Raw genomic sequence first — 25,644 nt, 5'->3', positions numbered from 1 at the left:
TTGCGATGTTCACAGGCAAGGACGCGGGCGGCACGTCGATCTATGCCGGCACGGCCGAGGTTTCTCGCTCGTCTCTCCAGAAGGGATCAACGGCCGGCCGGGCAGGACGACGGCTGGTCAACACGAACGAGCGGCCCGCCAGCGACATCTTGGGAAAGGTGATCTGGTCGAGCCAGGCCTTCAGCGACGAGGGGATCGAGTAATGGACACGGTGTCCAGAGGACTCGACGAGCACGAGCGGGACCTGCAAGAACATCTCCTGCGCGGCGAGCCACCCCTGGGCCCCGGGGCGCCGCCCCGCCGAGCGGCTGGCCGCCTTCTACGCCGCCATGGTGCGTCTGCTGGAGGACCACCGCCACCTGGTCCTCGGCTCGGAGGTGGGCCGTTCGCGCTTCGAGACGGGCGCGTACGGCTTCTGGCCCACGTGCGCGCCCTCCGGCGTGGTTGAGGTGCAGGCGGCTCCATGATTCATGGCGAAGCGGGGGTGCGTTAGTGTGACCCGCGTGAGCCCGCGTGAGATGGCCGCCGACCGGTTATCGCGCCTGGTTGCCTGGGTCCGGTCAGCCGCACTGGTCGGGAGGATGGGTGGGCGCCCCGCACCCCTCGTCGAAGTGGCTGGTCTGCTGCTCGTGATCCTGCTCTTCTCACGGCTTCATGCCGCCGCCGGGAAGGACGTCGCAGCCGCCACCGCCAACGCTCTGGCCCTGCAGTCCATAGAACGGGCCCTCCACCTGGACATCGCACTGAGGGCGAACCAGTGGCTGACCGAGCATCCAGCGCTCATCCAGCCGGCGGTGTACTACTACCGCCTGTACTACCTCCTGATCATCGGTGTGCTGGTGTGGGTCTTCGCCCGGCACGCCGATGTCTACATCAAGGTCCGCCGGACCCTCATCGCGATGACCGTCCTCGTGCTGCCCGTCTTCTGGGCGCTGCCCATGTCGCCCCCACGGTTCGCCCTACCGGGCGTCGTCGACGTCATTGCCGAGCACGACATCCTGGGCGGCCATGCCTCGCGACAGATCGAGGACGGCCAGAACCTTTATTCGGCGATGCCCAGCATGCACGTGGGATGGTCGTTGTGGTGCGCGTATGCCGTGTGGTGCGCGCTGCGGGCCGGTCATCCGCGGTTGGCGTTGCTGTCGTGGATCTTTCCGCTGGGCATGGCCGCAGTCGTGCTGACCACAGGGAACCACTACGTGCTCGACATCGCCGGAAGCGCCGTGCTGCTGGCCGTCTCCATCGCTGTCATATCAGCGTGGGGCCACCTGGCCGGGCACCGGCGTGCTGGGGATTGAGCGTTGCCGCCTCACGGGCTCACGTAGTGGTGTAGCAGAGCGGGTTCACCGGCGGCGTTGACCCAGTCGGCGCGGCTGCTGCCGACCCTGCGCCAACCGGACCGTTCGTAGAACGCGATGGCCGCCTCGCCCTCAGAGGACACCCGCAGCTTCAGCGGCCCGCGCGCGGCGGCGCGGACTGAGTCGAGAAGTTGGGCGGCCAGACCGCGCCCGCGTGCTGCCGGAGTCACGAACAGGCGGACGATCTCCGCGTCTCGGGTAAGACCCACGTGGCCGAGCACGTTGTCTGCCTCGATCGCTATCCAGGCCGACGTCAGGTCGGCCGGGGTCAGCCAGCCCCCGGGATCGTCCGGCCAGTCCACGGGATAGCGGTCGGCGGCCTGGACCTGGGCCAGCGCCTCAACGCAAGCGTCCATGTCCGCGCGGTTTCTGAGGCGGATTTTCATGCAGGCAAGCCTAGGACCCACCAGGGCAAGGCTTGGTCGGCGCTGCTGTGAGAGGGGGCGGAGCCCGGGCTGACCGAACCCCGCCCGCGCACAACCGCTCAGCTGGAGAAAACCGCGCTGTGCAGGTCCACAGGGTTGGCGGCGTCGTCGGTGGCCACGCCGTACACGGCCGTGAAGGCTCCGCCGACCGAGACCAGGCCGGTGTAGTCCCCGATCAGGCGTCCCACGCTTGTCGCCGGAACCTTCCGCGCGTCGAACGGCCCCTCGATGTGCTGCTCGCGCCATGCCCCGGACCGCGTGCAGTCGTTGGTGCAGGTGACGGCCCACACGTCGGTGGGCAGGGTGGCGGGGTCGGACGTGTTGTTGCGGAAGTCGTAGTAGGTGACCGCCACGGTGCCCGTCCGGGACGCGGCGACGACCGGTACGGCGGCGGAACCGGTGGGCGTCTTGTCCACGCGGACCGGGCTGGACCAAGTCCTTCCGCCGTCCGTCGACCGCGAGTAGGCCACGTGGAAGGTGCCGTCGGAGTCCTGGCTCTGCCAGACGGCGTTGACCACCTGGGTGCCCGGCTGGGCGGCCAGCAGCGGCAGGGAGGCGTTGCGTATCGGGTCACCCGAGTTGTCCGGGTCCGGGATGCGGGGGCCCACCGCGAGCGGCGCCGGAACGTTCAGCGTCGGCGCCGACCAGGTCCGGCCGCCGTCGGTCGAGCGGATGACCTGGGTGGAACCGTCGGTGCTCGTCTCGTGGTGCATGCCGATCAGCAGCGTCCCGTCCGGGAGCGGCACCAGCTGGGTACCGATGACGCCGCTGTTGGTGGGCACGTCGTACACCTTGCTCGTGGTCCAGGTGCGCCCGTCGTCGGTCGACTTCGCCAGATAGATCGGCTGTACCCAGTTCTCCTCTGTGTCGGTCGACTGGTTGTCGATGCGGTCCCACACCGCGTAGACCACGCCCGGGCGGTACGGGTCCGCGGTCACCGATGGGCGATCGTTGAAGAAGCGCGGGTTGTCGTCCCGTTGCAGGGTTACCGGGGCGTCCCAGTGCCGGCCGCCGTCAGCGGACCGGGCCACCAGAATGGCGGTCACGTCGCCGGTGCGCGACAGCGAGAACGACGCGGCCACCGCCGCACCCGACGGTGTGACCGTGACCCAGTTGTCGGTCGTGACGTCGTAGTCTCCGCCGTTGGCGGTCGTGCCGCCGTTACACCGGGAGAAAGCAGGCAGGTTCTCGGACCGCTGCCAGGTCTTACCGTAGTCGTCAGATACGGCGGTAACCGCGCCGTTGCTGCCGTACCGGTTCCAGCGGTCCTGCTGGAACACCGTGACGAGGTGCCACGGACGGTTCGGGTCCCGCGCCAGCATGGGCAGGACTTCGGTGTTCGGGTTCAGCGTGTAGCCGTCGGCCGGGGGAAGCCCGCAGCCTGCGGGCAGAGGGCTGCTGCCCGAGACCGGCCGCACGATGACAGGTCCGGCAGATGCGGTACCTTGCGCGGCAGCGGGCTGCGCGACAGCGCAGGCGAGCAGGATGGCCGCGGCGGGCAATAACGCCCTGGAGCGTCGGATCACAAGTCTTCCTCATCTTCGTCGATGGGGCGTCTACAGGGGACGTCGACCGCCTCGCGGGGAGAGTGGCCTCCCCCAGGAGCCAGGCAAACGATGCGAGGGCAGATTACTGCCTCAAGATCAGTTTCGTCTGCCCCGTTGGCGGGTGACCCGGTCAGGTCGGCGCGGGTACCGGCCGGTCCTCCGCCCGCGCGATGCGCGCCTTGACGTCGCGGAAGTGCAGCCGCATCGCCTCCCGGGCGGCCTCGGCGTCCCGGGCGCGAAGCGCCGCCACGATCCGGCGGTGGTTGACGGTGATCTCCGCGGTCCGCTCCTCCGGCGGGCCGAGCGTCGGCTCGACCTCGTGGTAGACGTCCCAGAACAGGCCGATCAGCTGCAGCACCAGTTCGTTGCCGCACGACTCGTACAGCAGCGCGTGGAACGCCCGATCGGCTTCCGGGTCCCGATCCATGCCATTGGCCAGGGCTTCCAACGCGGCGAGCCGGGGGGCGCTGGTGCTCTGGGCGACCTGGCCGATCAGCCCGGTCTCAAGCAGTTCGCGGACCTCGACCAGATCGTGCAGCGCGCGGATCCCGCCCGGCCCCGAACGTACCCGGAAGGCAAACGACGGGGTCAGTGCGTCGAGCGACGCGTGCCCGACGAACGTGCCATGACCATGCCGGATCTCGACGATGCCCAACGCCTGCAGGGCCCGCACGGCCTCGCGGACGCTGTTGCGGCTCGCCCCGAGCAGCTCCATCAATTGCACTTCTGTCGGCATCGGTGACCCGGGGGCCAGCCCGCGCTCGTGGATCAGGGCGACGATGCGCTCCTGAAGCGACGCGCCCCCGTCACGCGTACGCATGCTGCCTCCAGGGTCGTCGAAGACCTTGCCTCATAACATCCCACCTCTCGGTCCCGGCGGGCCAGGCGGGGCAGGAGATTTTACGCCGACGACACCGATGGGCCATCGGAGGGACGTGGCTTGTTCGCCGTACCTCAAGACGTAGGATGTCCTATGTTTTCCAATCGGATAGCGGGTCGTCGTGGGCTTGACGGCCTGTACGCGCACGGTACCGCGGGCGAGTTCCACGCGCTCGGCGAGGACGAGTACGACCGCGTCAACGCGCTGCTGGCCGAGCGGTGCGAACCGCACCGGCTGCCGTTCCAGATCGGTGCCGGTCACATGAGCGCGCAGACCTGCCTGGCCCGGGTGGGCCGCGCGCGGGCGCTCCGGCCCGGTGCGATCCAGGTGACGCTGCCGGACTGGTTGCCGCTGTCGCGCGGCGAGGTGGTGCGCTTCCTGGCCCGCGTCGCGGCCGCCGCCGACCCGGTGCCGCTCGTGCGCCACGCGGCCGGCCTCGCCGTCTTCGTCCCCGGCCATGACCTGGCGACCGGACGGCGGCACGGTGCCGCCGGCTCCTACTCGAATATCGCCGCTCGGGCACAACTGCCATGGCGATGACGCCCGCCGCGACCCCGCGAGCGCCATCGCCAAGCGGCTCGTGTCCCCTTAGCTGACGTGATCGAACGGCAGACGCAGCCCGAGCCGCCCGCCGATCGGGGCGTTCCACTGTCGGATCAGGTCCAGCTCGGCGTCGGTGACGGCACGCCGGTAGACGCGTACCTCGTCCAGCGTCCCGCGGAAGCGGTCCACACCGTCCATCCGCTGTCCGATGTGGATGCCCTCGAGCCCGAACTCCTTGCCGAGGGTCAGCGATCCGGCCGGCGCCGCCGCCGCCGAGACCTGTACGCCGTCCACCAGGAGCCGGAGCTCGCCGCGCACCCGCTGGAGCACCACGAAATGCCACTGCCCGTCGTTGTACGCGCTCGGCGACTGTACGGTCACGTTGAACCGGCCGACGGAGAGGACCGCCCGGATGCGGTTGCTGGCCGGTTCGGCCCGCAGCCACAGCGCCGGCGGGTTGGTGCCCCGGTTCACCCGGTGGAACCACATGATCGCGTGCGCGCCGGCCTGCTCCGAGTACCGGATCCAGGAGGTCAGCGTGAAGTCCTTCGCGCCGAGGTCGATGGAGTCGTTGAACGGCACCTCCACCCGGTCGTCCACCCGGTCCAGGGCCAGCCCGTTGCCGAAGCGCCCGTCGGTGGTCTGGGCGCCGCCGCGGACATACGCCAGGTTGCGGTACGGCGAACCGTCCGGCGTCGTCGGGCCGGGCGCCGGGGGTCCGGGGATGCCTGGCGGGGTGCCGTTCGGCGTCTCCAAGTACGCCTCGTTGAACCGCGCGAACCGGATCTGCTCGTACGGCGTGATGTTGCCGGCCTCGTACATCAGGGCCGCCTCGTCGCCGTCCAGCCGCACCATGTCCGAGTACGCCGACGGCCCCCAGTAGAAGACCTTGCCCTCGTCCCAGGTCTCGAAGCGGCGTCCCTCGTCGTAGGACGACCGGATCCCCATCGCTTCCCGGGCACCCGGGTGCATCGGCGAGGAGAAGAGGATGCGCCCTTCGCTGAACCGCAGCAGCGACGCCTGGACGTCGGTCGTCGCCAGCGCCGGCATGGTGCGGAACGGAGCGTCCCACGTCTCGCCGCTGTCGCTGCTGGTCGCGTACGCCCGGTTCCCTTCGTCGGTGCCGCGCTCGCGAGCCGAGGCGTAGATCCGCCCGTCGGTGAGCTCGACGACGGTGACCTCCTGGGCGATGACCGTGCCGTCGTCGCGGGACGTCTCGGCGCCGATGTTCCAGGTGACCCCGCTGTCGTCGCTGTAGAGCAGGTGCGTGCCGTAGACGTGCTTGCCGACCCGGTCCCAGCTCTCGAAACTCGCCCCGACGACCAGTCGGCCGGCGTGCGGGCCGTGCTTGAGCTGGATGCCGTGCACCGGGCCGGTGGCGTACCAGAAGTTCCACTCCGGACGCTTGCCCTCGGTCATCTCCCTGGCGGCCGACCAGGTCGCCCCATGGTCGTCACTGAACTGCACCCAGGGGTCGCGGTCACAGCCGTTCGGGCACGGTTCCGCGCCGTTGTGGGTGCTCACCACCACGACCCGCCCGGTACGCTCGTCGACGATCGGCACCGGGTTGCCGTGGGTCGTGCCGTTGCCCTCCGAGATCACCTGCAGTGGTCCCCAGGTCCGCCCGCCGTCGGCGGAACGGCGCAGCACGAGGTCGATGTCCTCGTCGTCGCCGCAGTCCTTCACCCGCCCTTCGGCGAACGCCAGGAGCATGCCGTTGGTGGCCCGCACCACGGCGGGGATCCGGAAGCAGCCGTATCCGAAGTCGCCCTGCTTGTAGAGCACCTGCTCGTCCACGAACGGTGCGGTGTCGGCGGTCGCGCCGGCCTCGTGGGTTTCCGCCGTCACCGCGGTCGCCGGCGCGCCGAACGCGCTCACGAGTAAGCCGGCGAGCACCATTACGGCGCCCGCCCGGCGGTGCCGGGAGCGGCGCCCGGTACGGCCCTCCGGGGGATGACCATCGTGCATGTCCTCGCCCTTCCTGCAGGAGAAGATTACGATGGGACATCCTACGTCCAACGTGGGATGTTAATAAATAGTGAAGTAGACGTTTCACCAGAGGGTGTATGTGTTGTCCGGCTTGTAGCGGCGTGTCCGATGCTCGGCTGGGACAACCCGGCCCCGCGCGGCATGCTCCCCGGCCGGTGCCGTGGAATCGGCCGCCACTGCGTCCACTGGCAAGGCCGGCGAGCCTTTCGAACAGTGAGTGCTCGGCGCCCTCTTGCTCCTGCTCTGGTCTGTCATGGCACGTCAGCCATGCGGCGATCACCGCCATCCGCGGATGGACAGGACAACTCGTTAGGCTGCGTCACGGCGAGGTCGGTGAGCTGAGAGGTGACGGATGGCTGGGGAAGCGGCGCGGCTGCTGGTGCGCTTCGGCCGCCGGTATGCGGCCGCAGTGCGTCTGGCGACGTTGCTTCCGATCTGCGGGATCGCCCTGTTCCGCGCCGCTCCTGGGCACTTTACGGCCACCGCGTACATGGTCGGTGTCGCGGCCGCCTGGACCTGCGGATACGCGTGGTGGCTGCGCGCCGGCCGGGGAAGCCTGCCGGTGGCTCTGGACGTGGTCGTCCTGCTTGGGCTGTTCGCGAGTGTCTTCTGGACCGACGCCGTCGAGGACAGGAACACCGGGTGGCTGCGGCTTCTGCTCACGTTCGCCTGCGTGACGTGCCAATGGCACACATCGCCGCTGGCGGGCGGCGCGGCGGCGCTGGCGGCCGGGGGCGGGGCGGTGGGCCTCCTCACCGCGGCGGGAGCGGTGGACGTGGACGCGAGCTTGATCAGAGGGACGGCGTGGGCGATCCCGGCGGCCGCGCTGTCCAGAGCGGCTTGGGCGCTCGTCCAGCGCGCCGCGGAACGGGCCGACCGAATGGCGGCCGAGGCCGTACGGGTGCGCAGCGAGTCGCTGGTGGCCGCGGCAGCCCGTGCGGAGGAACGCGAGCTCGCCAACGCGTTACACGACACTGCGGCGACGACGCTGCTGATGGTCGGCGTCGGTCAGGTGCGTTCGGACGCGGACTGGCTGGCACCGCAGGCGCGCCGCGATCTGGACAGGCTGCGCTCCGACAGCGGGCCGGCACCGCAGTATGCCGACCTCGTCGACCTGCTGCGCGCCGACCTCGACGCCACGCATCTGACCGTGGAGTTCGACGCCCCCGAGCAGCTGCGGCTTCCGTTCGACGTCGCCAGGGCGATCGCCGACGCGGCACGGGAAGCCCTCACCAACGTACGCCGCCACGCGAGCACGACACGCGCGACCGTCCGGCTGCGCGGGGACGCGCGGACACTGCGACTTGACATCGCCGACCAGGGGAAGGGATTTTCGCCGACGGACGTGCCGGCCACCCGGCGCGGCATACGCGAATCCGTGCGCGGCAGGATGAGCCGCGTCGGCGGTACCGTCACGATCACCTCCGCCGAGGGAGAGGGCACTCTCGTACGGCTGGAATGGCGAGCCGGCCATGACTGACGCCGTCGAGGAGGTGACGCGCGCGCAGTTACGGCACGGCCTGCGGATCGCGACGTCGCTCGTCGCCATGGCGACCGTGTTCGGGCTCGGACTGGCCAATCTGCTCGGTCACCTGGATGTCCATGAGTCACCGCGTACGCAGCTGGCCGCCTTCGCGGCACTGGGGGCCGTGCTCGTCGGCGAGGCCGTGCTGCTCGTCCGGGGGCGTTCGTGGGGCCGGCTGCGTGGGCCCGCCATCGCCGTCGTGCTCGGCGCGTCCGTGCTGTCGTACGCGGCCCTGCCGGACGGGCGCACGTCGACGGGCGTGGACTGGATTTTCGGCGCGGCCAACTGGGTGGGCGTCGTCGTGCTGCTCGACCGTCCGTTGCGGGCGGCGGCGTCGTTCTTGCTGGCCCACGAGCTCGTTGCCCTGCTCCACCTGGTGCTGTTCGACAACCTCAGCCGGGGGGCGCTGGCCAGGTTCGCCACCGGCTCGGTGTCCGTGATCGGCTTTCCGCTGTGCCTGGCCGTGGTGGCGGCCGTTCTGCTTCGTCTCAGCGCGGCGGCGGCGAACTCCCGGAGGGAGATCGAGCAGGTGCGCATCGCCGAGGCCGTCGCCGTGGAGTCCCACCGCCGCAGGCAACAGCGGTTCGTGGAGCTGTCGGCCACCACGGTCCCGCTCCTGGAGGGGCTCGCCGACGGCTCGTTGCGTCCCGAGGACCCGGTGGTCCAACGGCACTGTGCCATCGAGGCGGCCCGGATGCGCAGACTGTTCGCCGAGGTGGACAATGTCGCGAATCCGCTGCTGCACGAGCTGCGCCACTGCATCGACGTGGCGGACCGCAAGGGCGTCGTCGTGGAACTGGACACACGCGGCCAGTGGCCCGAGCCACCCCTTGCCGTTCGGCGCGACCTCACCGAGGCGGTGCTCATAGTCCTCGCCACCACCGTCTCCCGGGCGCGGGTCACCGTCATCGGCAGTGCTGACCTGGTGTCGGTGAGCGTGGTCGCGGACTGCGGTGAGCTGGACATGCCGAGCCCGGCCACACCTGGCGTGCAGGTCGAGGCGTTGAACAACGACGACACAGTCTGGGTGGAGGCCCGATGGCAGCGGACGAGCTGATCACTGCGGTGATCGTGGACGATCATGCGGCCATCGCCGCAGGTGTGCGCCTGTGGTGCTCCCAGGCCGTGCCACCGATCGAACTCATCGACGCCGGAGACCGGCTCGCTGACGTCTGGACCGGACCCGGCGCCCTCGCCGACGTGGTGATCTTCGATCTGGAGCTGGTGCCGCGCCGGCCGGACTTCGGCGAGCTTCGCAGGCTGGTCGACAACGGCCGGCGCTTGATCGTGTACTCCCAGCACACCGACGACACGACCGCGATCAAATGCATCGACCTCGGCGCCCTCGCCTATCTGACCAAGCGTGAGGGGCCCGAGCACCTGGTGCCCGCCGTCCGGGCGGCCGCGCGGGGTGAGCCCTACACCGCGCCGTCGCTGTCCGGGGCGCTCATCGCCAATGACGATCCGGGCCGGCCGCGCCTGTCCCAGCGCGAGACCGAGGTGCTGCGGGCGTGGTTCGTGTCCTCGTCCAAGGAACTCGTCGCCGCGAAGCTCAACATCACGGTCAAGACCGTCGACACCTATATCGCGCGGGTGCGGGTGAAGTACGCCAACGTCGGGCGGGCCGCCCGCACCAAGAGCGAGCTCGTCAGCCGCGCGCTCGACGACGGACTCATCACGCTCGCCGAGCTCAACCAAACGGTGGCCCCGATGTAGGGCGTTCACCGGACACCGGCGCGCCCGGTGCCTTCGTAGAGTGGCGATCAGACGCGGCGCAGCCGTGCGGATACCCTCTGCGACGAGGCAGCAGGGATTGATGTGAAAGTAATGGGGGAAGGTTCCTGCCTTGCCGTTGATCTTCGCGACGGGCGCGTTCACGATTGCTCGCACAAGTGGGCATTCGTGTGTGAAGTGATCGACTAGTTCTGGTCGATGTCGAACGCCGAGACGGGCACTGGCACCTCGACAGGGGCGGTGGCAGCGTTGGTGGGAGACAGCGCCGCCGCCGGGCGATGACGCCGTTCCAGCCTGAGCCGTCCATCCAGCCGCTGTGGACAGCACGACGGGATCGAGGATCGTGGCGCTTGAGGTGTTCGCGCCCTGCGTCGAGTCACCGGGCAGGAGAGCCTTCGGTACGAGCCTGCTGTCCAGCGCCTACCAGCAGATGTCTCCTTCCCCTTCGCGTCGGCTATCCGAGAGGACAGGGAGAGCCCAGGTGGGACTGGAGATCAAATTCCTGGGGCCATGGGAGGCCACGGTGAACGGTGAGCCGGTGAAGGTAGCCGGTGAACGGCGGGTCGGGGTCCTGACCAGGCTGGCATTGAGCGTTGGGCAGCCGGTTCCCGTGGAGGAACTCGTCACCCAAGTATGGGGACAGAGCACAGCGACGACGGCAGGCAAACAACTGCACATCGTGGTGTCGAAGCTTCGCGGCGTACTCTCACCGCACCAAGGCGACGACATCATCGCGACCGTCTCCGGCGGCTACCAGCTGAATCTCGCGTGCGAGCGCATCGACGCCCACCTGTTCACGCTCCTGGCCCGTCAGGCACGTGCCGCGCGGGCCCAGGGCGAGATCGCGAGGGCGGACGCACTGTTCCAGCGGGCTCTGGCTCTGTGGCGGGGTAAAGCGCTGGCCGACCTGACCGCCTCATGGGCCCAGATCGAGTCCGCCCGCCTGGAAGAGGAGCACCTGACCGCACTGGAAGACCATGTCGACCTCCGCCTGGCGGTCGGTGATCATCACGCGGTGGTGCCGGCGCTCACGGCCCACGCCGAGGCCCACCCCCTTCGGGAACGCCCTCGCGCCCAGCTGATGCTGGCGCTGTACCGGGCCTCCCGATCGTCGGAAGCCCTCGCGGTGTACCAGGAGACTCGCCGCGTCATGGTCGATGAGCTGGGCATCGAACCAGGAGCGGCGTTGCGTCGGCTGCAGCAGGCGGTGCTCCGGCGAGATCCCGCACTCGACCTCACCTCCCCGGTGCAGCGAACCACGCTCACCAAGCCCGTCATCCCGGCCGAACTCCCCGCCGACACCCGGACGTTCACCGCGCGCGCCACCGAAATCGCCTGGCTGCACGAGACGCTCACCGACACCGTGCGCGGATCGACAGCCGTCGTTGCGATACATGGCCCCGGTGGGATCGGCAAATCCGCGCTGGCCGTCCACGCCGCGCACGCCATCGCCGATCACTTCACTGACGGCGTTCTCTACGTCGATCTGCGCGCCGCCACTGCCGGGTCCCAGCCGCTGTCGCCGGTCGAGGCTCTGAGCCGGCTGCTACGCTCACTCGGGCTCGACGGCACTGCCATACCGCCCACCCTGGACGAGGCCGCCGCCCGGTACCGTTCCCTTACCTCGACGCGCAACCTCCTGGTCATCCTCGATGACGCGTTCGACGCGAGCCAGGTCCGGCCGCTCATTCCCGCCGGGCCCGCGTGCGCGGTCATCATCACCAGCCGCGAGATCATGGCCGCACTCGACATGCCGAGGCATCTGCATCTGACTGGGCTCGACCACGCCGACGCGGCCGCGCTGTTCGCCCGCCTCGTGGATCCCGGCCGAGTCTGTGCCGAGCCGGAAGCGGCACGCCAGATCGTACGACAATGTAACGGCCTTCCCCTCGCGCTCCGCATCTCGGCGGCACGCCTGGCTGCTCGCCCCGATCGCACGCTGTCCCATCTGGCCGATCAGCTCGCCAACCCGGGCCGACGCCTCGATGCCCTCGAACACGCCGACCTGTCGATGCGGGACAGCATCGCGGTCAGCCTCCAGCACCTTCCAAAAGAGCCTGCAGGTCACGACGCCGCCCACGCATTCTTCCTGCTCGGCCTCCTGGAAACCCCCACCCACACGGTGGCTGCCGCGTCCGCCCTCACCGACTGGCCGGAACACCGCGCGGAAGCCGCGCTCAACCATCTCCTGGACGCCCGCCTTGTCGAATCCGCCGGGCCCGGCCGCTACCGGATGCACGATCTGATCCGCCTCTACGCCCGCGAGCAGGCCGCCCGTCACGTGCCCGAACCCGTGCGCATCACGGCCACCCGTCGCGCGTTCCATCACTACCTGGTCACAGCCAAGAACGCACACATCCTGATCGACCCCGGCACGGACCGTCTCATAGTGCGCTACCCGCCTGATCGGCGCGGTGCCGGCTCGCCGCCCCGGGCGAGGCGAACGGCCGGGTCGCGTACGGTCATGACGACATCGCCGCCATGACCAACGGCACTCTCTACGTCTGGAACGGCGAGGGCGGCAACGAATTCGGCCCCGCCACCGCCACGATGCCCGCGACCGGGTTACGCCGGTGATCTGAACCCCGGACGCACGTTGGTCACGGCCCGCCACCGTGGATGACTCAACCCGGCCTGAATTCCGCAAGCCGGTATGTCCGGGGTATGTTCCGCCGGCCATCACGACATGTTCTGTTGCGGTAAGCCCAGCGGCGCTGCGACGCTTTTTTCAGCATTCCTCCAGGCACCGGAAAGAGTAACCATGAAGAAGACACTGGCCGTTACCGTTGCGGCTCTGGCAGCGAGCGCCGCGCTGGCCGCTCCGGCGCAGGCCACGGCGCTGGACAAGAGCAAGTCGGAGCAGCTCATGATGGCGGTGCAGCTCACGATGGACTCCAAGTCCAGCTTCGACAGGTGGGTTAAGGCCCGCGCGAACCGGAACACCGAGGCCGTCAAGGCCTACAAGTTCGACTGGAGTTCCAACGGCTGCTCGGTGCCGAAGGCAATAAAGAACGCCGACACCTGGAAGGCCCTCTTCCTGATTCCCTGCACCCGGCACGACTTCGGCTACAGAAACGTCAAGAAAATCGCGAGTTCGAGCAGCTGGAAGAATACGTACAAGAAGAGCGTGGACTCGGCATTCCACGGAGACATGAAGAGAGTGTGTGACGGGCGTTTCTCCGGCGCGAAGAAGGCCGCCTGCAAGACCGTGGCGTACGAGTTCTACGCCGCGGTCAAGCTGTTCGGGTAGTCACAGCTGGTTCCTGATCGGTTCCGGCGTGTCCGGGACCGATCTGCGCGCGGTGGTCCGCCACCTCCGTGGGGGTCTGGCGATATGTGCAGGCCGATGTCTCAACGCGTTCCCAAGTGCTTGACGGGGTCGGGAGGCTGAGGGAGGTCCTGAGCGAGCAGGACGTCCAGCTCCTCCTCGGTGAGGAGGTGGACATCACACAGAATCCGAGCTGACTGGTGCCAGTACTTCCGTGCCTCTTCCTGCCGTCCAAGACCGTACAGGGTGTCGCCGAGCCCCCACAGGCAAACGGCCTCCACCGCGCGGTGACCGGCCTTGTGGTTGAGGTAGGCCGCCCTCCTGTATCCGGCCTCGGCCTCGACGAGCCTGCCAGCGCGTCGGCAGGCATCGGCCAGCGTGTCGGTCGCCGCTCCTTCGCCGTGGGGATTGTCGAACTCCGCCCAGATCTCCACGCTTTTCCGGCCCGCGTCGATCGCGTCGTCCAGCCGGCCCATTCTGATCAGCACCGCGGCCCGGCCGTTGAGGATGTTCGCTTCGTAGTCGCGCAGGCCGCTCGCTCGAGCTGTCGCTGCCGCCTCGTCCAGGGTGGCAAGCGCGTCGTCGAACCGCCCCAGCTGGCCGTAGGTCGAGCCGAGGTTTTTGAGGGCGCCCGCCTTACGCAGGGGCAGACCTGCTCGATCCCAGCACACCAGGGCACGCTCGAACTGCTCGACCGCAACCTCGAAGCGACCCTGGTTCTTGTGGATGCAGCCCAACTGGTTGTGCCCGCGGGCTTGGCCCGCCCAGTCGCCAGTCCGGACGGCCACCTGCAGGGCGCGGTGATGGATCTCGGCCAGATCAGCAAGCCAGCCTCTGTGGCTGAAGGGTCCGTTGAGACTGGTGGCGAGGCCTTCAACCATGCCGGGATCGTCGGTGCGGATGGCGGCCTGCCGGGCGACGGCGATGAGGTTGTCGCGCTCCAGCTCGATCCAGTCGATCGCCTCCTGCGGTGTGTCCAGGCGAAGGCCCGGCTGGTCGGCGCGAAGGTTTCTGACGAGGGGGGTGGGGTTGAGCAGAAGGCTGGCCGTCCTGACTGTGGCGAGGTAGTGGTGCAACGCGCGGCGGGTGGCGGCCACCCGATCGCTCTCCTGGACGATGTCGTCCGCTTGTTCGCGGGCGTAGAGGCGGACGAGGTCGTGCATCCGGTAGCGGCCCGGCCCCGCCGATTCGAGCAGCCGGGCATCCAGGAGGCGGTCCAGCGCGGCCTCCACCGTGCGCTCGGGCCGATCAGCGAGAGCGGCGGCGGCTGCCGAGGTGTGGGTGGGCGTGTCGAGGAGGCCGAGCAGGGCGAACAGGTGGGCGGCGTCCTGGCCGGAGGGCTCCTCCTGGAGGTGCTGGAGACTGACGGCGATGCTGGCGCGGACGACCAGGTCGGCATACTCCAGCGTGTCCAGGCGTCGGGTGGCGTCGGCGAGCCTGTCGGCGAGGTAGGACAGCGTCCAGTCGGGGCGGGCGGCCAGACGTGCCGCCGCGATGCGAAGGGCGAGGGGCAGGCCCCCGCAGAGCCGGACGATCCGCCCGCAGGCCTCCGGCTCGGCGTGGACCCGCTCGGGACCGGCGATTCGGGCCAGCAGCGCGGTGGATTCGGACGGGTCGAGCCCGGGCAGGTTCAGATGCCTCGCCCCGTCGACCGAGGTGAGAACCTGCCGGCTCGTGATGACGACCGCGCACCCCGAACCGGCGGGAATGAGCGGGCGGACCTGGCGGGTGTCGAGGGCGTTGTCGAGGATGAGCAGCACGTTCCGCGCCGAGGTGAGGGATCGGTAGCGGGCCGCGGCCTCGTCGACTGTGGTCGGTACGGCGGAGCCGTCCAGGCCGAGCGAGCGCAGAAGCCGGCCGAGCGCCTCGAGCGGCGACAGAGGCCGGAGGCCGTCGGTGGCGCCGTGCAGGTCGATGTAGAGAACGCCGTCGGCATAGCGGTCGGCGACGGCGTGCGCGAGGTGCACGGCCAGCGCGGATTTGCCGATCCCGCCGGGACCACCGATGGCGACGATCGCCGGCGTGCCTGCCCCCGAGGTGGCGAGCGCCTTGTCGAGCCAGGCGAGCTCGACATCGCGGGCGGTGAAGGCGCGGGTGCCGGCGGTCAGCTCGGCCGGGGCGGCGGCGTCGCCGAGCGTGGCATCCTGCGCCGGAGCGGTCAGGTCGAGGACGGGATCGCGAGCGAGCACCGCCTGCTGGAGCCGGCGCAGCGCGGCACCCGGCTCGATGCCGAGCTCCTGGATCATGACGCGGCGAGTCTCCTGGTAGACCGCGAGCGCTTCCGACGACCGTCCAGCGCGATACAGCGCCAGCATCAGCTGCGCGTGCGGCCTCTCCCGCAGCGGGTGCGCCTCGATGTGGACGGTCAGATCCGGTACGACCGCGTGGTGATCGCCCGCCGCCATCCGCAGATCGACGTGATCCTCCAGAGCGGTGAGACGTTCCTCCGCCAGGCGGGTGGCCTCGATCTGGGCCCACTCCGCCGACATGCCCGCCAGAGCCTCTCCCCGCCACAAGGCCAGAGCCTGCCGGAACGACCTGTCCGCCGTAGCGGTCTCTCCTCTGGCCCGGCCGGCACGTGCTTCGCGCACCAGCCGCATGAACAGGTGAGCATCGACGTGATCAGGTGGCACGTCCAGGCAGTATCCACCCGGCGCGGTCACGATGACCTCGTCGAGCGCCCGGGGCGCAAGGAACTCGCGAAGCTTCGACACCACGATGTGGAGCTGCTTCGGCGCCGTCGCCGCCCGGCTCTGCCCCCACACATCGGTGAGGAGCTGGTCAGCGGCGACCACCTGGCCGGCGCTCAACGCCAGCCGGGCCAGCAGGCCGATCCGCCGGCTGCCGGTCAGCGGCAGTACATCGCCGCCTGCCGTCAGCTCCCACGGACCCAAGATCTTGATCCTCAGTCCCATCGCACAACCCTCCGTGGGCCAGAGATCGGAGTTTATCGGTCGTGATCGTTACGCGCGTGAGGCTCTGCAGGTGATGAACCCACCCGCGACATAGCGCCTGCTGCCCTGGCATCACGGGCGCGGACCTGGCCAGAGCGCCGGTCACCCCCGAGCAGATGATCGCCAGGATCGGGGCGAGCGTCGATGCGAACCCAGCCACGGAGTTCGACGACGCCGACGCGACCAGGGAGGAGCAGATCTTCCAGACGATCTCCCGGTTGCTGAGCGACCAGCCGCTGGTCGCCGACGTGCGGGCCGCGTTGTTCCGGGCGCTGCCCACGATCCACGGCGTTTCGGTCAAGCAGGACGCGATCGATGCAGCGGGCCGCCACGGGGTCGCGTTCGTCTACATGGGAGCCTCGGAGCGCTACGAGATCATTGTGAGCACGCAGGACTACCGGTTCCTGGGGACGTATGGCGAGAGCGTCGCCGAGCGCACCTTCGACCTTCCTGGCGGCGCGACACGCACGGCAGCACGATGCGGTTCAACTCTCGACGTGACGAGGCGCGATCAGGCCCTGGAAGCGCACAGCGCCAGCCCAAGCAGCCCTGTGTTAGAGCGATGAGGTGCATCAGCCGTGCTCGGCGTCTGCCTCCTCATCGCTCCACAGACCGCGATTGCCGGTCGGGCCCGTCGCAAAGTAACCCGTTGATGCGGAGGCCCTCGTAACGCTTGACTCGGTCGCGAGATCCGATGGTGGCGAGCGCTGCAGGAGCATCGAACGCTGGTGTCGCGACGGGTCCGTCCTTGTCGCCGGCACGCCGTCCGGACTGGTCGGCTACTGCGTTGCTCCGTGGTGGCGTCGGGTCGCGGTGCCGTCGGGCCGGCTCGGTCAGCTGCGCTCCAGGACGACCACGGGGATCTGCCTGCGGCTCCTGGCCTCGTAGGTCCGGTAGACCGGCGCGAGCTCGGTCATCACGCGCCAGAGCCGCTCTCGCTCCGGGCCTTCGGCGGTACGCGCGCGGGCGGTGAACCGCTCGCCGAGGATCTGCACGCCGACCTCCGGGTTGGCCACCACGTTCAGGTACCACGCGGGGTGCGTGTGGGTGATGGCCGAGCCGGACGCCACCAGCACGTAGCGGCCGTCGTCCTCGCCGAAGAACAGCCCCGTGCGCAGCCACCGGCCCGACTTCCTGCCCTTGACGGTGAGGACGAGGTTGGTCACCCCTCCTTCCAGGTAGCCGTCACGGCCGTCCGTGGCCAGGTAGCGGCGGACGTGCTCGGCGACCGAGGAGTCGGGGCTGTCGGCGGCGTCGTCCCACATCAGTGGTCTCCCGCGGTGAGGCCCTGGGCGAACCCACCGTCGACCGGGAATTCGGCGTTGGTGGTGAAGGTCGCGTCGGCGGCCAGGAAGAGCGCGGCTGCGGCGACCTCCTCGACGGTGCCGTTGCGCTTGAGCGGAGTGGTCTCGCTGCCCTGCCGCTCGAACTCGCGGCGTTCTTCCTCGGTCAGCCCGGCGACGCCCATGGTCGGGGTCTTGATGTAGCCGGGGGCGACGGAGTTGACGCGGATCTTGCGGGGCAGGAGCTCGGCTGCGAGGACGTGGGAGATCGCGCGCACCGCTTCCTTGGAGCCGGAGTAGGCGCTCAGGCCGGGGAAGATCAGGTCGTTGGCGACGGTGGTGAAGACGATCGCCCCGCCGTCGTTGATCAGCGGTGACAGGCTCTGCACGGTGAAGAAGGCGCCCTTGGCGTTGACGGCGAAGTGCCGGTCCCAGGAGTCCTCGGTGACCTCCTCGAGCGTCTGCACCTCGGCGATGCCGTGGTTGACGAAGAGGTAGTCGATGCGGCCGAGCTTGTCCTGCACGGTGGCGGCGAGGGCGCGGATGTCGGCCATGCTCGCCGCGTCGGAGCGTACGACGTGCGCGGAGTCCGGCTTGAGCTCGCCACGCGCCTGTTCGATCTTCGTCTCGTTGCGGCCCGTGAGGACGACCTCGGCCCCGCCGTCCAGGAGCGCCTTGACGATGGCCAGGCCCATTCCGTGGGTACCGCCCGTGACGACGGCCTTCTTGTCTGCGAACTTGCTCATCGGTGACTCCCTGGTCAGACAGTGTGTGGTGCGCCGGTTCCGATCGGCGCACCACAAAGAGTGCGGGCCTGGACTCGCGGTCTTCTGTCGGTCTGCTTGCGGTGCGCTGACACGCCAGGCAATGACCACGTGGCCGTACGGTGAGTCCATGCGTTTCGGGGTGTTGGGTCCGCTTGCCGTCTGGTCGGCGGACGGTGAACCCGTGGTGGTGCCGGAGTCGAAGGTGCGCTCACTGCTCGCGGCTTTGCTGACGGCTCGGGGCCAGGTGGTCTCCGCCGACCGGCTCGTGGACGAACTGTGGGGCGACGCACCACCGGCGAATCCCACGAGCGCCCTGCAGACCCTGGTGTCGCGGCTGCGGCGGGTGCTTGCCCGGTCCGGGGGGCAGGGCCTGGTGGTGCATCGGGCCCTCGGCTACGTCCTCGACGTGGCGGACGAGGCCGTGGACGCAGGCCGGTTCACCGCGCTCACCACACGGGCCCGTGCCGCCGCCGACCCTCGCGAGCGTGCCGGCCTGCTCACCGAGGCGCTGTCGTTGTGGCGCGGCCCCGCCTTCGCCGACTTCGTCGATGAGGATTTCGCGCGCGCGGCCATCGCGCGCTTGGAGGAGCAGCGCCTGCTGGCTTTGGAGGAGCAGGCCGAGGCCCGCCTCGGGCTGGGCGAGCACGGTCTTCTTGCCGGGGAGCTCGGCGATTTGACGGACCGCCACCCGCTCAGGGAACGGCTGCGCGCGGCCCATATGCGGGCCCTGTACGGCGCGGGCCGGGCGAGCGAGGCCCTGGACAGCTACCAGGATCTACGCCGCCGCCTGGAGGAGGAACTGGGCCTTGAGCCGGGTCCTGAACTGGCCGCTCTCCAACGGGAGATCCTGCAGCAGGACCCGGCCCTGCAGGCCGTCCCGGCACCGGCGTCCGCCCCGCGCCGCCAGACCAACCTGCCCACCCCGGTCACCGGCCTGATCGGGCGGTCGGAGTCGTTGGAGCAGGTCCGCGCCCTGATCGCGGCAGGCCGTCTGGTGACGTTGACGGGGCCCGGTGGGGTCGGTAAGACACGACTGGCGGTGGAGGTGGCGTCCGGCCTGACCGGTTCCTACGCGGACGGTGTCTGGCTGGTGGAGCTGGCCGCGCAGGCCTGCTCCACCGAGTCCGGTGCCGCCACCACGGGTGATGAGCTGGCCGAGGTGGTGGCTGCGACGCTGGGCGTCCGGGACGACGCCAGTCCTGGCCCGCTGCCGGGCGGGCGGCCGCGCACACTGCTCGACCGCCTGTCCGACGCGCTCCGCACCCAGCGCCTGCTGTTGGTCCTGGACAACTGCGAGCACGTCATCGAGGCCGCCGCGGACCTGGCCCAGGCGCTGCTGCGGGACGCCCCGGGAGTACGGTTCCTGGCCACCAGCCAGGAACCGCTGAGCATCTCGGGCGAGCAGGTGTGGCCGGTGTCCCCGCTCGATCTGCCCGCGGACTCGGCCGACCAGGCGGTGCTGCGCACGTCGAGCGCGGTGCAGTTGTTCATCGAGCGTGCTGTCGCGGCCTCGCCCGGCTTCGCCCTCTCCGACGACAACGCCCGGGCGGTCGCCTCCATCTGTCGCCGGCTCGACGGGATTCCGCTGGCCCTGGAGTTGGCGTCGACCCGGGTACGGGTTCTTGGCGTGCGTGAGCTGGCCAGACGCCTGGACGACCGGTTCCGGCTGCTCACCGGCGGCCATCGGGGTGCCCCGGCACGGCAGCAGACCCTGCGCGCGATGATCGACTGGAGCTGGGAACTGCTCACCGCAGCCGAGCAGGCGGTGCTGCGCCGGCTCGCCGTTCACTCCGACGGCTGCACCCTGGAGGCCGCCGAGGCTGTCTGCGCCGGTGCGGGAGTGAAGCCCGCGGAGGTCCTGGACTTGCTGACCCGTCTGGTCGACCGTTCCCTCGTGCTGGTCGCCCACGAGGCCGACGGCCCCCGGTACCGGTTGCTCGAGTCGGTCTCGGCGTACCTCCTGGAGCGGCTGCGGGAAACCGAGTACGAGCGGGTAGGGCGCGCCCACGCGCACTACTACGCGGCGTTCGCCGAGCGAGCCGACTCCTTTCTGCGCGGCGCCGATCAGCAGCACTGGCTGCGACGCCTGGACGCCGAGACCGCCAATATCCGCAGCGCGCTCGACAGCGCCGCCGCCGACGGCGACGGTCGCCTGATGCGGCGGCTTGTCCACGCGATGGCCTGGTATTGGTTCCTGCGTGGCCGCCTCAGCGAGGCCAAGCGCTACCTCACCCTGGCCCTCGCCCTGCCGCAGGATCCGCCCGGACGCGGCGAGGGCGCGGCGGACCCCGCGGTGGACCCTGCGATGGACTCCGCCGCCGGCCGGGTGCCGGACCGGTCGGGGACCGTAGCGTGGCACACCGGGATGGGCCTGCTGTCCGGCTCCCCGGACGGACCGGCGCGCCACAGCCGCGCCGTCCTCGAGGTGTACGAGGGCATCCGCGACCCGCGCGAGCGGACCAGGGCGGGCTGGTTGCTCGGCTTCGCGGTCACCCGGTTCGGTGACTTCGCGGTAGGCGAGGAGCTACTGAACTGGGTGCTGACCGAGTCCCGTGCGCTCGGCGACCGCTGGGGACTCGCCGCGGGGCTCAGCACCCGGGGCATGCAGACGTACGTGTGCGGCGATCTGAAGGCTTCCCGGCGAGAGGCCGAGGAGAGTCTCGAGCTCTTTCACGAGGCCGGTGACCGATGGGGGCAGCTGCAGGCCACGGCCGTGCTGGGGCGGCTCGCGGAGATCGAGGGCGACTATCCGCAGGCCGCCCGCCTGCACAGGGAGGGGCTGCGGATGGCCGAGGATCTGGGGCTGTGGACCGACGCCTCGATGCGCTGGTCCGAGCTCGGCAGGATCACCCTGTTGACCGGCGACTACGCCAGGGCCGAGGAGTTCCACGAGCAGGGCCGACGAATTGCCGTTGAGCAGGGAGACAAGCCGGCCGAGGAGCTCGCCGAGATCGGGCTCGCCCTGGGGGCGCGCCGGCAGGGTCAGTTCGACCGAGCGGAGTCGTATCTGCGCCGCTGGCTGGAGTGGAATCGGCAGTTCGACGCGGAGTACGGGGCGGCGCTGATCCTGGCCGAGCTCGGCTTCCTCGCGGAGCTGCGAGGGAACGCGGATACGGCACTGGCGCTGCACCTGGAAGGGCTGGCCGCGGCCCGGGACACCGGCGATCCACGGGCGATCGCCCTGGCCTTGGAGGGACTCGCCGGGGCGCGAGCCCTCGCCGGACACCCCGCGCGGGCGGCGCGCCTGCTCGGTGCGGCGTCCGCGGCCCGCGCCTCGGCGGGCGCGCCGCTGCCGATGGCCGAGCGCGGTGACGTGGACCGGATCACCGCGGCGCTGCGGGCGGCACTGGGAGAAGCGGGCTTCGAAGCCGAATTCGAGCAAGGCATCGCCCTGGGCCCGGACACCGACGCGGAGTTGCTCGGCACGTGACGGGACGCCGGGACACGTCGAAGCGTGCATCGGGTGGTCTTTGTCGAGGGCGATGAGCATGGTCTCAAAGAGGCGCCAGCCCACCTGGATGGCAGCGGGCTGGGTAGCGCCAACAACCTCCGCCACCATTTCGCCGTGCACCTTGGAGTGGCGTCCACCGAATACCGGCGTGCCTTCCCCTGTCCAGGGCCGGAACCACGAACGCTCGATCGACCTCGCCCCAGCCTGCCGGCGCCCGCCTGAACCCAGACGCGCCCATCCGTAGAGGGCGAGGCGTGGGCTCGCGGGTCTCAGGTATTCCACCTGCCGCGCGCCCCCGCTCGCGCCATCCCGCGTACCACGAGCCAGTGAAAGGGCCGGATGACGAGGAAGTACAGCCTGCCGGTCCAGTGGAGATACCTGATCACGGTCACCATGCGGTAGCGGTCGTCCCCGTCGGCGACGATGGCGAGGTAGGCGGCCAGGTGCGAGTCGCTGGCCGCCAGCAACAGGTGGTGGTCCTCGACGCCTTCGACGACCGAGAAGAACCCGATCCTCCGGCCCGGCGTGAAGGGGACGTCCTCGGGCCGCATGCCGCCCGATCCCGGACGTACGACCGGGTGGGCCGTCCGCAGCATCCGCGCGAACACCCCGCGCGTCCAGTAGAGGAAGCGCAGCCAGCCGGGCGCCCACCCGAGCGCGCCCGCGACGAACGTGCGCAGACCTACCGAGGCGCGTACCCGGAGCGTGTCAGTGAAGTCGCCAGTGTCGCTCAGCGTCCGCAAGGCGGCGACGTCGGTGTCCATCCATCCTCCATTCACTGCTCTCTGAAACTTTTACCCGTGACACGGCCTCCCGGAGATCCCCCGCGGGAGGGGGAGGGATCCCCTGGCCGGGGGAGGTCCGCCGCTCCGACGCCGCCGCACAGTGATGGCCGAGGAGGAGTCATGAGGATTGCGTATGCGGCGATGGCATGGACGGGTCTGTACGTGGCGTCGAAGGTGTCGTACGCGTTGGAGGGGCGCCTCGGCTTCACCGGCGGGCCGCATGTCGGGTACCGGGCTTGTTCACCGACCGGGGAGACGCCGCGACGGAGCACGACGGCTGTAGAGGAGGAAGACGATGACGACACTCGCTGACCAGTTCGTTCCAAGGCCCCACTTCGCCGAGCGCCACCACATCGAGATCCCCGCCGCCCGGGTGGTCGTGTGGGACGCGTGGCAACAGCTGGATCTGTCAGACCCGCCGCTGGTGGCGCGGTTCCTGTTCGGGGCGCGCGATGTGATCGCGCGGCTGCGCCACGGTCACGCTCACCTGGATCTGCCGGACACGTTCATCCCGCTGGCCGAGGAACGACCGGTGGAGCAGGTGAAGGGCGTCGTGGGCACCTGGTGGACCTTCGGGGCGAACAGCAACCGCGTCGACGTCTCCGGCCGGCAGGAGTTCCTGGACTTCGCCGACCCGGGCTACGGCAAGGCCATCGTCGGCATGCGCTTTGAGGAGATAGGCAGCGAGCGGACACGCGTGACCACCGAGACCCGAGTCGTGTGCACCGATGAGGCCTCCCGCCGTGGGATGGCGCGCTACTGGCCGCTCATTCGCCCGTTCAGCGGGCTGATCCGGATCATGATGCTGCGGGCACTACGCAGCAGGGCCCTGCGATGACCAGGTCCGCATGTGTAACGGAGCTGTTGGAGGCGGGCGTCGCGACTGATCGACGTTGCTGTCTTTTCATCCGAATTCCTCATCGCTAAGTGGCGAAACACACCTGTTCACGTGGCCGGCGTCATCGCCCGAGACGCGTCCACGTGGTCAGGAAGCTCTGGTGGCGGCGAAACGCGCGGTCACGGCGGAGGGTCACCGTTCTTCTCGGTCGAGGTTGCCGTGAGCCTCTGCAGAAAGGTCCTGCCAGTCGGACCAGGTCTTGAGCCGGTCGGCGTAGGCCTGCTGGATCATCGGGTAGAAGCCCTGGCCGAAGAGGATCCGCAGGGGCGGGTTGTCGGAGTCGACGAGCTTGAGGAGTGCCTGGGCCGCGGCGGCGGGGTCGCCGGCGGGCTGCTTGCCGGCGATGGCGGCCAGCCGCTGGCGCAGTGCGTCGTAGGCGGGGTCCATCCGGGCCAGGTGGCCGTTGTTGAGCGGGTCGGGGTTCTTGCCGGAGCGGGTGGCGAAGCCGCCGGGTTCGATGATGGTGACCTTGATGCCGAAGTCGGCGACCTCGGCGGCGAGGGCCTCGTTGAGGCCCTCGAGCGCCCACTTGGAGGCGTGATAGGCGCCGCCCAGCGGCATGGCGATGAGCCCGGCGGCCGAGGAAAGCTGGATGATGTGTCCCGCGCCTTGTTCGCGCAGGTACGGCAGGGCAGCCTGGATCACCCACACCGCGCCGAACAGGTTGGTCTCCAGCTGGTCGCGCAGCTGCTGTTCGGTCAGCTCCTCGACCGCGCCGACCTGGGCGTAGCCGGCGTTGTTCACAATGACGTCCAGGCGGCCGAAGTGCTCTGCGGCCCGCTTCACCCCGTCGAAGACGGCGGCCTTGTCGACCACGTCCACCCCGAGGGGAAGCACCGCGTCGCCGTAGGCGGCGACCAGCTCGTCAAGGCTTGCGATGTTCCTGGCGGCTGCGGCCACCTGGTCGCCGCGCGACAGGGCCGCCTCGACGAAGCTGCGGCCGAGGCCGCGCGACGAACCGGTGACGAACCAGACCTTGCTCATGATGTCCTTCCGTTCTTTCTGCAGTGCGGTTGTGCGGCGGTCACCACGCAACGGGGCCAAGGTGATCACTCGCGGATTCGTGTGCCGCGTGGATCGTTCGCGCGGCGTCCTGACGACCGTGAGGCGTCGGCGACCTGGGCTTTGTGACGGCGCGGTCATGTGACATACGCCACCCGTCACAGGTGTCACACAATGGCGAGAATCGGCGTCTGGTGCATGGAGCACCCTTGGGAGCAACAGCTAGGAGACAGGTGTGAACGAGCGCAGCGAGCCAACGACGGGCCCAGCCGAGCCGCCCGCTGACGGCGGCCGGATGGAGGCCGCCACCGAGGCGTTCCTGGCCCACCGCAACCTGCTGTTCACCGTCGCCTACGAGATGCTCGGCTCGGCCGCCGACGCTGAAGACGTCCTGCAGGAAACCTGGCTGCGCTGGATCAAGGTCGACATCGCACAGGTGTTCGACCAGCGCGCCTACCTGGTCCGGATCACCACCCGGCGCGCGCTGGACCGGCTGCGCAGCCTGAAGCGCCGCAAGGAGGCGTATGTCGGCCCCTGGCTGCCCGAGCCGCTGCTCACCACGCCGGACGTGGCCGAGGACGCCGAGCTCGCCGAGAGCCTGTCGATGGCGCTCATGCTCGTCCTGGAGACGCTGTCGCCGACCGAGCGCGCCGTCTTCGTGCTGCGCGAGGTCTTCGAGGTCAGCTATGAGGAGATCGCCGACGCCGTCGACAAGAACCTCGCGGCCGTCCGCCAGATCGCGCACCGCGCCCGTCGGCACGTCGATGCCCGCCGCCCTCGTGAGGCGGTCTCCCCGAGCCAGGCCCGGGCGGCGTTGGCGTCGTTCCAGCGCGCGCTGGAAACCAGGGACCTGCAGGGTCTGCTGGACGTGCTCGCCCCCGAGGTCGTCCTGGTGAGCGACGGCGGCGGCGTCAAGCAGGCCTCGCCACGGCCGATCATCGGCGCCGACAAGGTGGCCCGCTTCTACCTCGGCGGCTCCGCCAAGTTGGAAGCGGCGATCACCTGGGACGCCACCCTGGTCAACGGCAACCCGGCACTCGTCGTACGCATGGACGGCGAGATCGACGGCGTCATGGCGATCCAGTTCGAGGACACCCGCATCACCGGCCTCTACTACGTCCGCAACCCGCAGAAGCTGACCCGCGTCGCCTCCGAGACCCCGCTCACCCTCCGGTGAAAAATCCGGGCCACCGATACACCACGTATCCACTGCCACACGCCAGAAAGCGGAGATC

23 protein-coding genes are annotated in these 25,644 nt (G+C 69.8%); 14 read left to right on the top strand and 9 right to left on the bottom strand.

The genetic code is table 11. The annotated features are described in order from the left end of the window. Positions 1-5: 5 nt before the first annotated feature. The 3 genes from ABN273_RS03935 to ABN273_RS03925 all read left to right on the top strand — a co-directional run bounded on the left by ABN273_RS03935 (position 6) and on the right by ABN273_RS03925 (position 1,298). A complete protein-coding gene (locus ABN273_RS03935; protein WP_349447232.1) occupies positions 6-203 on the top strand; it encodes a hypothetical protein in 198 nt (65 codons plus the stop codon). Positions 204-329: 126 nt separating this feature from the next. Further along, a complete protein-coding gene (locus ABN273_RS03930; protein WP_349447231.1) occupies positions 330-467 on the top strand; it encodes a hypothetical protein in 138 nt (45 codons plus the stop codon). A gap of 36 nt (positions 468-503) precedes the next feature. Beyond that, positions 504-1,298 (top strand): phosphatase PAP2 family protein, encoded by a 795-nt coding sequence (locus ABN273_RS03925; protein WP_349447230.1) that lies wholly within the window; start codon positions 504-506, stop codon positions 1,296-1,298. Between the two features lie 11 nt (positions 1,299-1,309). Here ABN273_RS03925 and ABN273_RS03920 read toward each other — a convergent pair whose 3' ends face one another. From ABN273_RS03920 to ABN273_RS03910, 3 genes are all read right to left on the bottom strand, one after another. Further along, the gene (locus ABN273_RS03920; protein ID WP_349447229.1) at positions 1,310-1,744 is read right to left on the bottom strand and encodes a GNAT family N-acetyltransferase; all 435 of its coding nucleotides are present in this window, start codon (positions 1,742-1,744) and stop codon (positions 1,310-1,312) included. A gap of 98 nt (positions 1,745-1,842) precedes the next feature. Beyond that, complete coding sequence (locus ABN273_RS03915) at positions 1,843-3,309, bottom strand: sialidase family protein (RefSeq protein WP_349447228.1); 1,467 nt, start codon at positions 3,307-3,309, stop codon at positions 1,843-1,845. Positions 3,310-3,460: 151 nt separating this feature from the next. After that, entirely contained in the window at positions 3,461-4,150 is a 690-nt protein-coding gene (locus ABN273_RS03910; RefSeq protein WP_349447227.1) for a FadR/GntR family transcriptional regulator, read from the bottom strand. 153 nt (positions 4,151-4,303) lie between these two features. Here ABN273_RS03910 and ABN273_RS03905 point away from each other — a divergent pair, with 153 nt between their 5' ends. Beyond that, a complete protein-coding gene (locus ABN273_RS03905) occupies positions 4,304-4,750 on the top strand; it encodes a beta/alpha barrel domain-containing protein (protein WP_349447226.1) in 447 nt (148 codons plus the stop codon). Positions 4,751-4,798: 48 nt separating this feature from the next. Here ABN273_RS03905 and ABN273_RS03900 read toward each other — a convergent pair whose 3' ends face one another. After that, on the bottom strand, positions 4,799-6,721 hold the full coding sequence (locus ABN273_RS03900) for an exo-alpha-sialidase (RefSeq protein WP_349447225.1): 1,923 nt from the start codon (positions 6,719-6,721) through the stop codon (positions 4,799-4,801). Between the two features lie 373 nt (positions 6,722-7,094). Here ABN273_RS03900 and ABN273_RS03895 point away from each other — a divergent pair, with 373 nt between their 5' ends. The 5 genes from ABN273_RS03895 to ABN273_RS03875 all read left to right on the top strand — a co-directional run bounded on the left by ABN273_RS03895 (position 7,095) and on the right by ABN273_RS03875 (position 13,251). Continuing rightward, positions 7,095-8,222, top strand: a complete 1,128-nt coding sequence (locus ABN273_RS03895; protein ID WP_349447224.1) for a sensor histidine kinase — start codon at positions 7,095-7,097, stop codon at positions 8,220-8,222. Further along, positions 8,215-9,324 carry a hypothetical protein gene (locus ABN273_RS03890; protein WP_349447223.1) on the top strand — a complete coding sequence of 370 codons (1,110 nt, stop codon included), beginning with the start codon at positions 8,215-8,217 and terminating at the stop codon, positions 9,322-9,324. Before ABN273_RS03895 ends, ABN273_RS03890 begins: the two co-directional genes overlap by 8 nt. Continuing rightward, entirely contained in the window at positions 9,306-9,983 is a 678-nt protein-coding gene (locus ABN273_RS03885) for a response regulator (protein ID WP_349447222.1), read from the top strand. Before ABN273_RS03890 ends, ABN273_RS03885 begins: the two co-directional genes overlap by 19 nt. 499 nt (positions 9,984-10,482) lie before the next feature. Then, positions 10,483-12,486, top strand: coding sequence for an AfsR/SARP family transcriptional regulator (locus ABN273_RS03880; protein WP_349447221.1), 2,004 nt, complete (start codon positions 10,483-10,485; stop codon positions 12,484-12,486). Positions 12,487-12,762: 276 nt separating this feature from the next. After that, positions 12,763-13,251, top strand: coding sequence for a phospholipase A2 (locus tag ABN273_RS03875; protein ID WP_349447220.1), 489 nt, complete (start codon positions 12,763-12,765; stop codon positions 13,249-13,251). Positions 13,252-13,352: 101 nt separating this feature from the next. Here ABN273_RS03875 and ABN273_RS03870 read toward each other — a convergent pair whose 3' ends face one another. Next, positions 13,353-16,184 (bottom strand): AfsR/SARP family transcriptional regulator, encoded by a 2,832-nt coding sequence (locus tag ABN273_RS03870; protein WP_349447219.1) that lies wholly within the window; start codon positions 16,182-16,184, stop codon positions 13,353-13,355. A 155-nt stretch (positions 16,185-16,339) separates the two neighbouring features. Here ABN273_RS03870 and ABN273_RS03865 point away from each other — a divergent pair, with 155 nt between their 5' ends. Then, on the top strand, positions 16,340-16,789 hold the full coding sequence (locus tag ABN273_RS03865; RefSeq protein ID WP_349447218.1) for a hypothetical protein: 450 nt from the start codon (positions 16,340-16,342) through the stop codon (positions 16,787-16,789). Between the two features lie 267 nt (positions 16,790-17,056). Here ABN273_RS03865 and ABN273_RS03860 read toward each other — a convergent pair whose 3' ends face one another. Further along, on the bottom strand, positions 17,057-17,488 hold the full coding sequence (locus ABN273_RS03860) for a nitroreductase family deazaflavin-dependent oxidoreductase (protein WP_349447217.1): 432 nt from the start codon (positions 17,486-17,488) through the stop codon (positions 17,057-17,059). Continuing rightward, entirely contained in the window at positions 17,488-18,252 is a 765-nt protein-coding gene (locus ABN273_RS03855) for an SDR family oxidoreductase (protein ID WP_349447216.1), read from the bottom strand. Before ABN273_RS03855 ends, ABN273_RS03860 begins: the two co-directional genes overlap by 1 nt. A gap of 148 nt (positions 18,253-18,400) precedes the next feature. Here ABN273_RS03855 and ABN273_RS03850 point away from each other — a divergent pair, with 148 nt between their 5' ends. Then, a complete protein-coding gene (locus ABN273_RS03850; protein WP_349447215.1) occupies positions 18,401-21,703 on the top strand; it encodes an AfsR/SARP family transcriptional regulator in 3,303 nt (1,100 codons plus the stop codon). Positions 21,704-21,993: 290 nt separating this feature from the next. Here ABN273_RS03850 and ABN273_RS03845 read toward each other — a convergent pair whose 3' ends face one another. Then, entirely contained in the window at positions 21,994-22,488 is a 495-nt protein-coding gene (locus ABN273_RS03845; RefSeq protein ID WP_349447213.1) for a DUF2867 domain-containing protein, read from the bottom strand. Positions 22,489-22,629: 141 nt separating this feature from the next. Between ABN273_RS03845 and ABN273_RS03840 the strand changes: the two genes are divergently transcribed. Further along, entirely contained in the window at positions 22,630-22,821 is a 192-nt protein-coding gene (locus ABN273_RS03840; RefSeq protein WP_349447212.1) for a hypothetical protein, read from the top strand. Then, positions 22,805-23,347, top strand: a complete 543-nt coding sequence (locus tag ABN273_RS03835) for a hypothetical protein (protein WP_349447211.1) — start codon at positions 22,805-22,807, stop codon at positions 23,345-23,347. Before ABN273_RS03840 ends, ABN273_RS03835 begins: the two co-directional genes overlap by 17 nt. A 192-nt stretch (positions 23,348-23,539) precedes the next feature. On the opposite strand, the gene ABN273_RS03830 is transcribed toward ABN273_RS03835, so the two are convergent. Then, on the bottom strand, positions 23,540-24,391 hold the full coding sequence (locus ABN273_RS03830) for an SDR family NAD(P)-dependent oxidoreductase (protein ID WP_349447210.1): 852 nt from the start codon (positions 24,389-24,391) through the stop codon (positions 23,540-23,542). 253 nt (positions 24,392-24,644) lie between these two features. On the opposite strand from ABN273_RS03830, the gene ABN273_RS03825 reads away from it, so the two are divergent. Next, positions 24,645-25,586, top strand: a complete 942-nt coding sequence (locus ABN273_RS03825) for an RNA polymerase sigma-70 factor (protein WP_502910933.1) — start codon at positions 24,645-24,647, stop codon at positions 25,584-25,586. The last annotated feature ends 58 nt before the right edge of the window (positions 25,587-25,644 follow it).

Origin of the sequence: Nonomuraea sp. B19D2 (assembly GCF_040137845.1) — a bacterium.
Taxonomy (GTDB): Bacteria; Actinomycetota; Actinomycetes; order Streptosporangiales; family Streptosporangiaceae; genus Nonomuraea.
The sequence above is the reverse complement of the archived record's forward strand: the minus strand, read 5'-3'. Positions and strand labels throughout refer to the sequence as shown.

What these genes read in the sequence shown, in the direction of transcription:
- ABN273_RS03935 (WP_349447232.1), top strand. Translation starts at nt 6, where the DNA reads ATGTTCACAGGCAAGGACGCGGGCGGCACGTCGATCTATGCCGGCACG.
- ABN273_RS03930 (WP_349447231.1), top strand. Translation starts at nt 330, where the DNA reads ATGGTGCGTCTGCTGGAGGACCACCGCCACCTGGTCCTCGGCTCGGAG.
- ABN273_RS03920 (WP_349447229.1), bottom strand. Translation starts at nt 1,744, where the DNA reads ATGAAAATCCGCCTCAGAAACCGCGCGGACATGGACGCTTGCGTTGAG.
- ABN273_RS03910 (WP_349447227.1), bottom strand. Translation starts at nt 4,150, where the DNA reads ATGCGTACGCGTGACGGGGGCGCGTCGCTTCAGGAGCGCATCGTCGCC.
- ABN273_RS03905 (WP_349447226.1), top strand. Translation starts at nt 4,304, where the DNA reads ATGTTTTCCAATCGGATAGCGGGTCGTCGTGGGCTTGACGGCCTGTAC.
- ABN273_RS03900 (WP_349447225.1), bottom strand. Translation starts at nt 6,721, where the DNA reads ATGCACGATGGTCATCCCCCGGAGGGCCGTACCGGGCGCCGCTCCCGG.
- ABN273_RS03895 (WP_349447224.1), top strand. Translation starts at nt 7,095, where the DNA reads ATGGCTGGGGAAGCGGCGCGGCTGCTGGTGCGCTTCGGCCGCCGGTAT.
- ABN273_RS03890 (WP_349447223.1), top strand. Translation starts at nt 8,215, where the DNA reads ATGACTGACGCCGTCGAGGAGGTGACGCGCGCGCAGTTACGGCACGGC.
- ABN273_RS03885 (WP_349447222.1), top strand. Translation starts at nt 9,306, where the DNA reads ATGGCAGCGGACGAGCTGATCACTGCGGTGATCGTGGACGATCATGCG.
- ABN273_RS03875 (WP_349447220.1), top strand. Translation starts at nt 12,763, where the DNA reads ATGAAGAAGACACTGGCCGTTACCGTTGCGGCTCTGGCAGCGAGCGCC.
- ABN273_RS03870 (WP_349447219.1), bottom strand. Translation starts at nt 16,184, where the DNA reads ATGGGACTGAGGATCAAGATCTTGGGTCCGTGGGAGCTGACGGCAGGC.
- ABN273_RS03865 (WP_349447218.1), top strand. Translation starts at nt 16,340, where the DNA reads ATGATCGCCAGGATCGGGGCGAGCGTCGATGCGAACCCAGCCACGGAG.
- ABN273_RS03860 (WP_349447217.1), bottom strand. Translation starts at nt 17,488, where the DNA reads ATGTGGGACGACGCCGCCGACAGCCCCGACTCCTCGGTCGCCGAGCAC.
- ABN273_RS03855 (WP_349447216.1), bottom strand. Translation starts at nt 18,252, where the DNA reads ATGAGCAAGTTCGCAGACAAGAAGGCCGTCGTCACGGGCGGTACCCAC.
- ABN273_RS03850 (WP_349447215.1), top strand. Translation starts at nt 18,401, where the DNA reads ATGCGTTTCGGGGTGTTGGGTCCGCTTGCCGTCTGGTCGGCGGACGGT.
- ABN273_RS03845 (WP_349447213.1), bottom strand. Translation starts at nt 22,488, where the DNA reads ATGGACACCGACGTCGCCGCCTTGCGGACGCTGAGCGACACTGGCGAC.
- ABN273_RS03840 (WP_349447212.1), top strand. Translation starts at nt 22,630, where the DNA reads ATGAGGATTGCGTATGCGGCGATGGCATGGACGGGTCTGTACGTGGCG.
- ABN273_RS03835 (WP_349447211.1), top strand. Translation starts at nt 22,805, where the DNA reads ATGACGACACTCGCTGACCAGTTCGTTCCAAGGCCCCACTTCGCCGAG.
- ABN273_RS03830 (WP_349447210.1), bottom strand. Translation starts at nt 24,391, where the DNA reads ATGAGCAAGGTCTGGTTCGTCACCGGTTCGTCGCGCGGCCTCGGCCGC.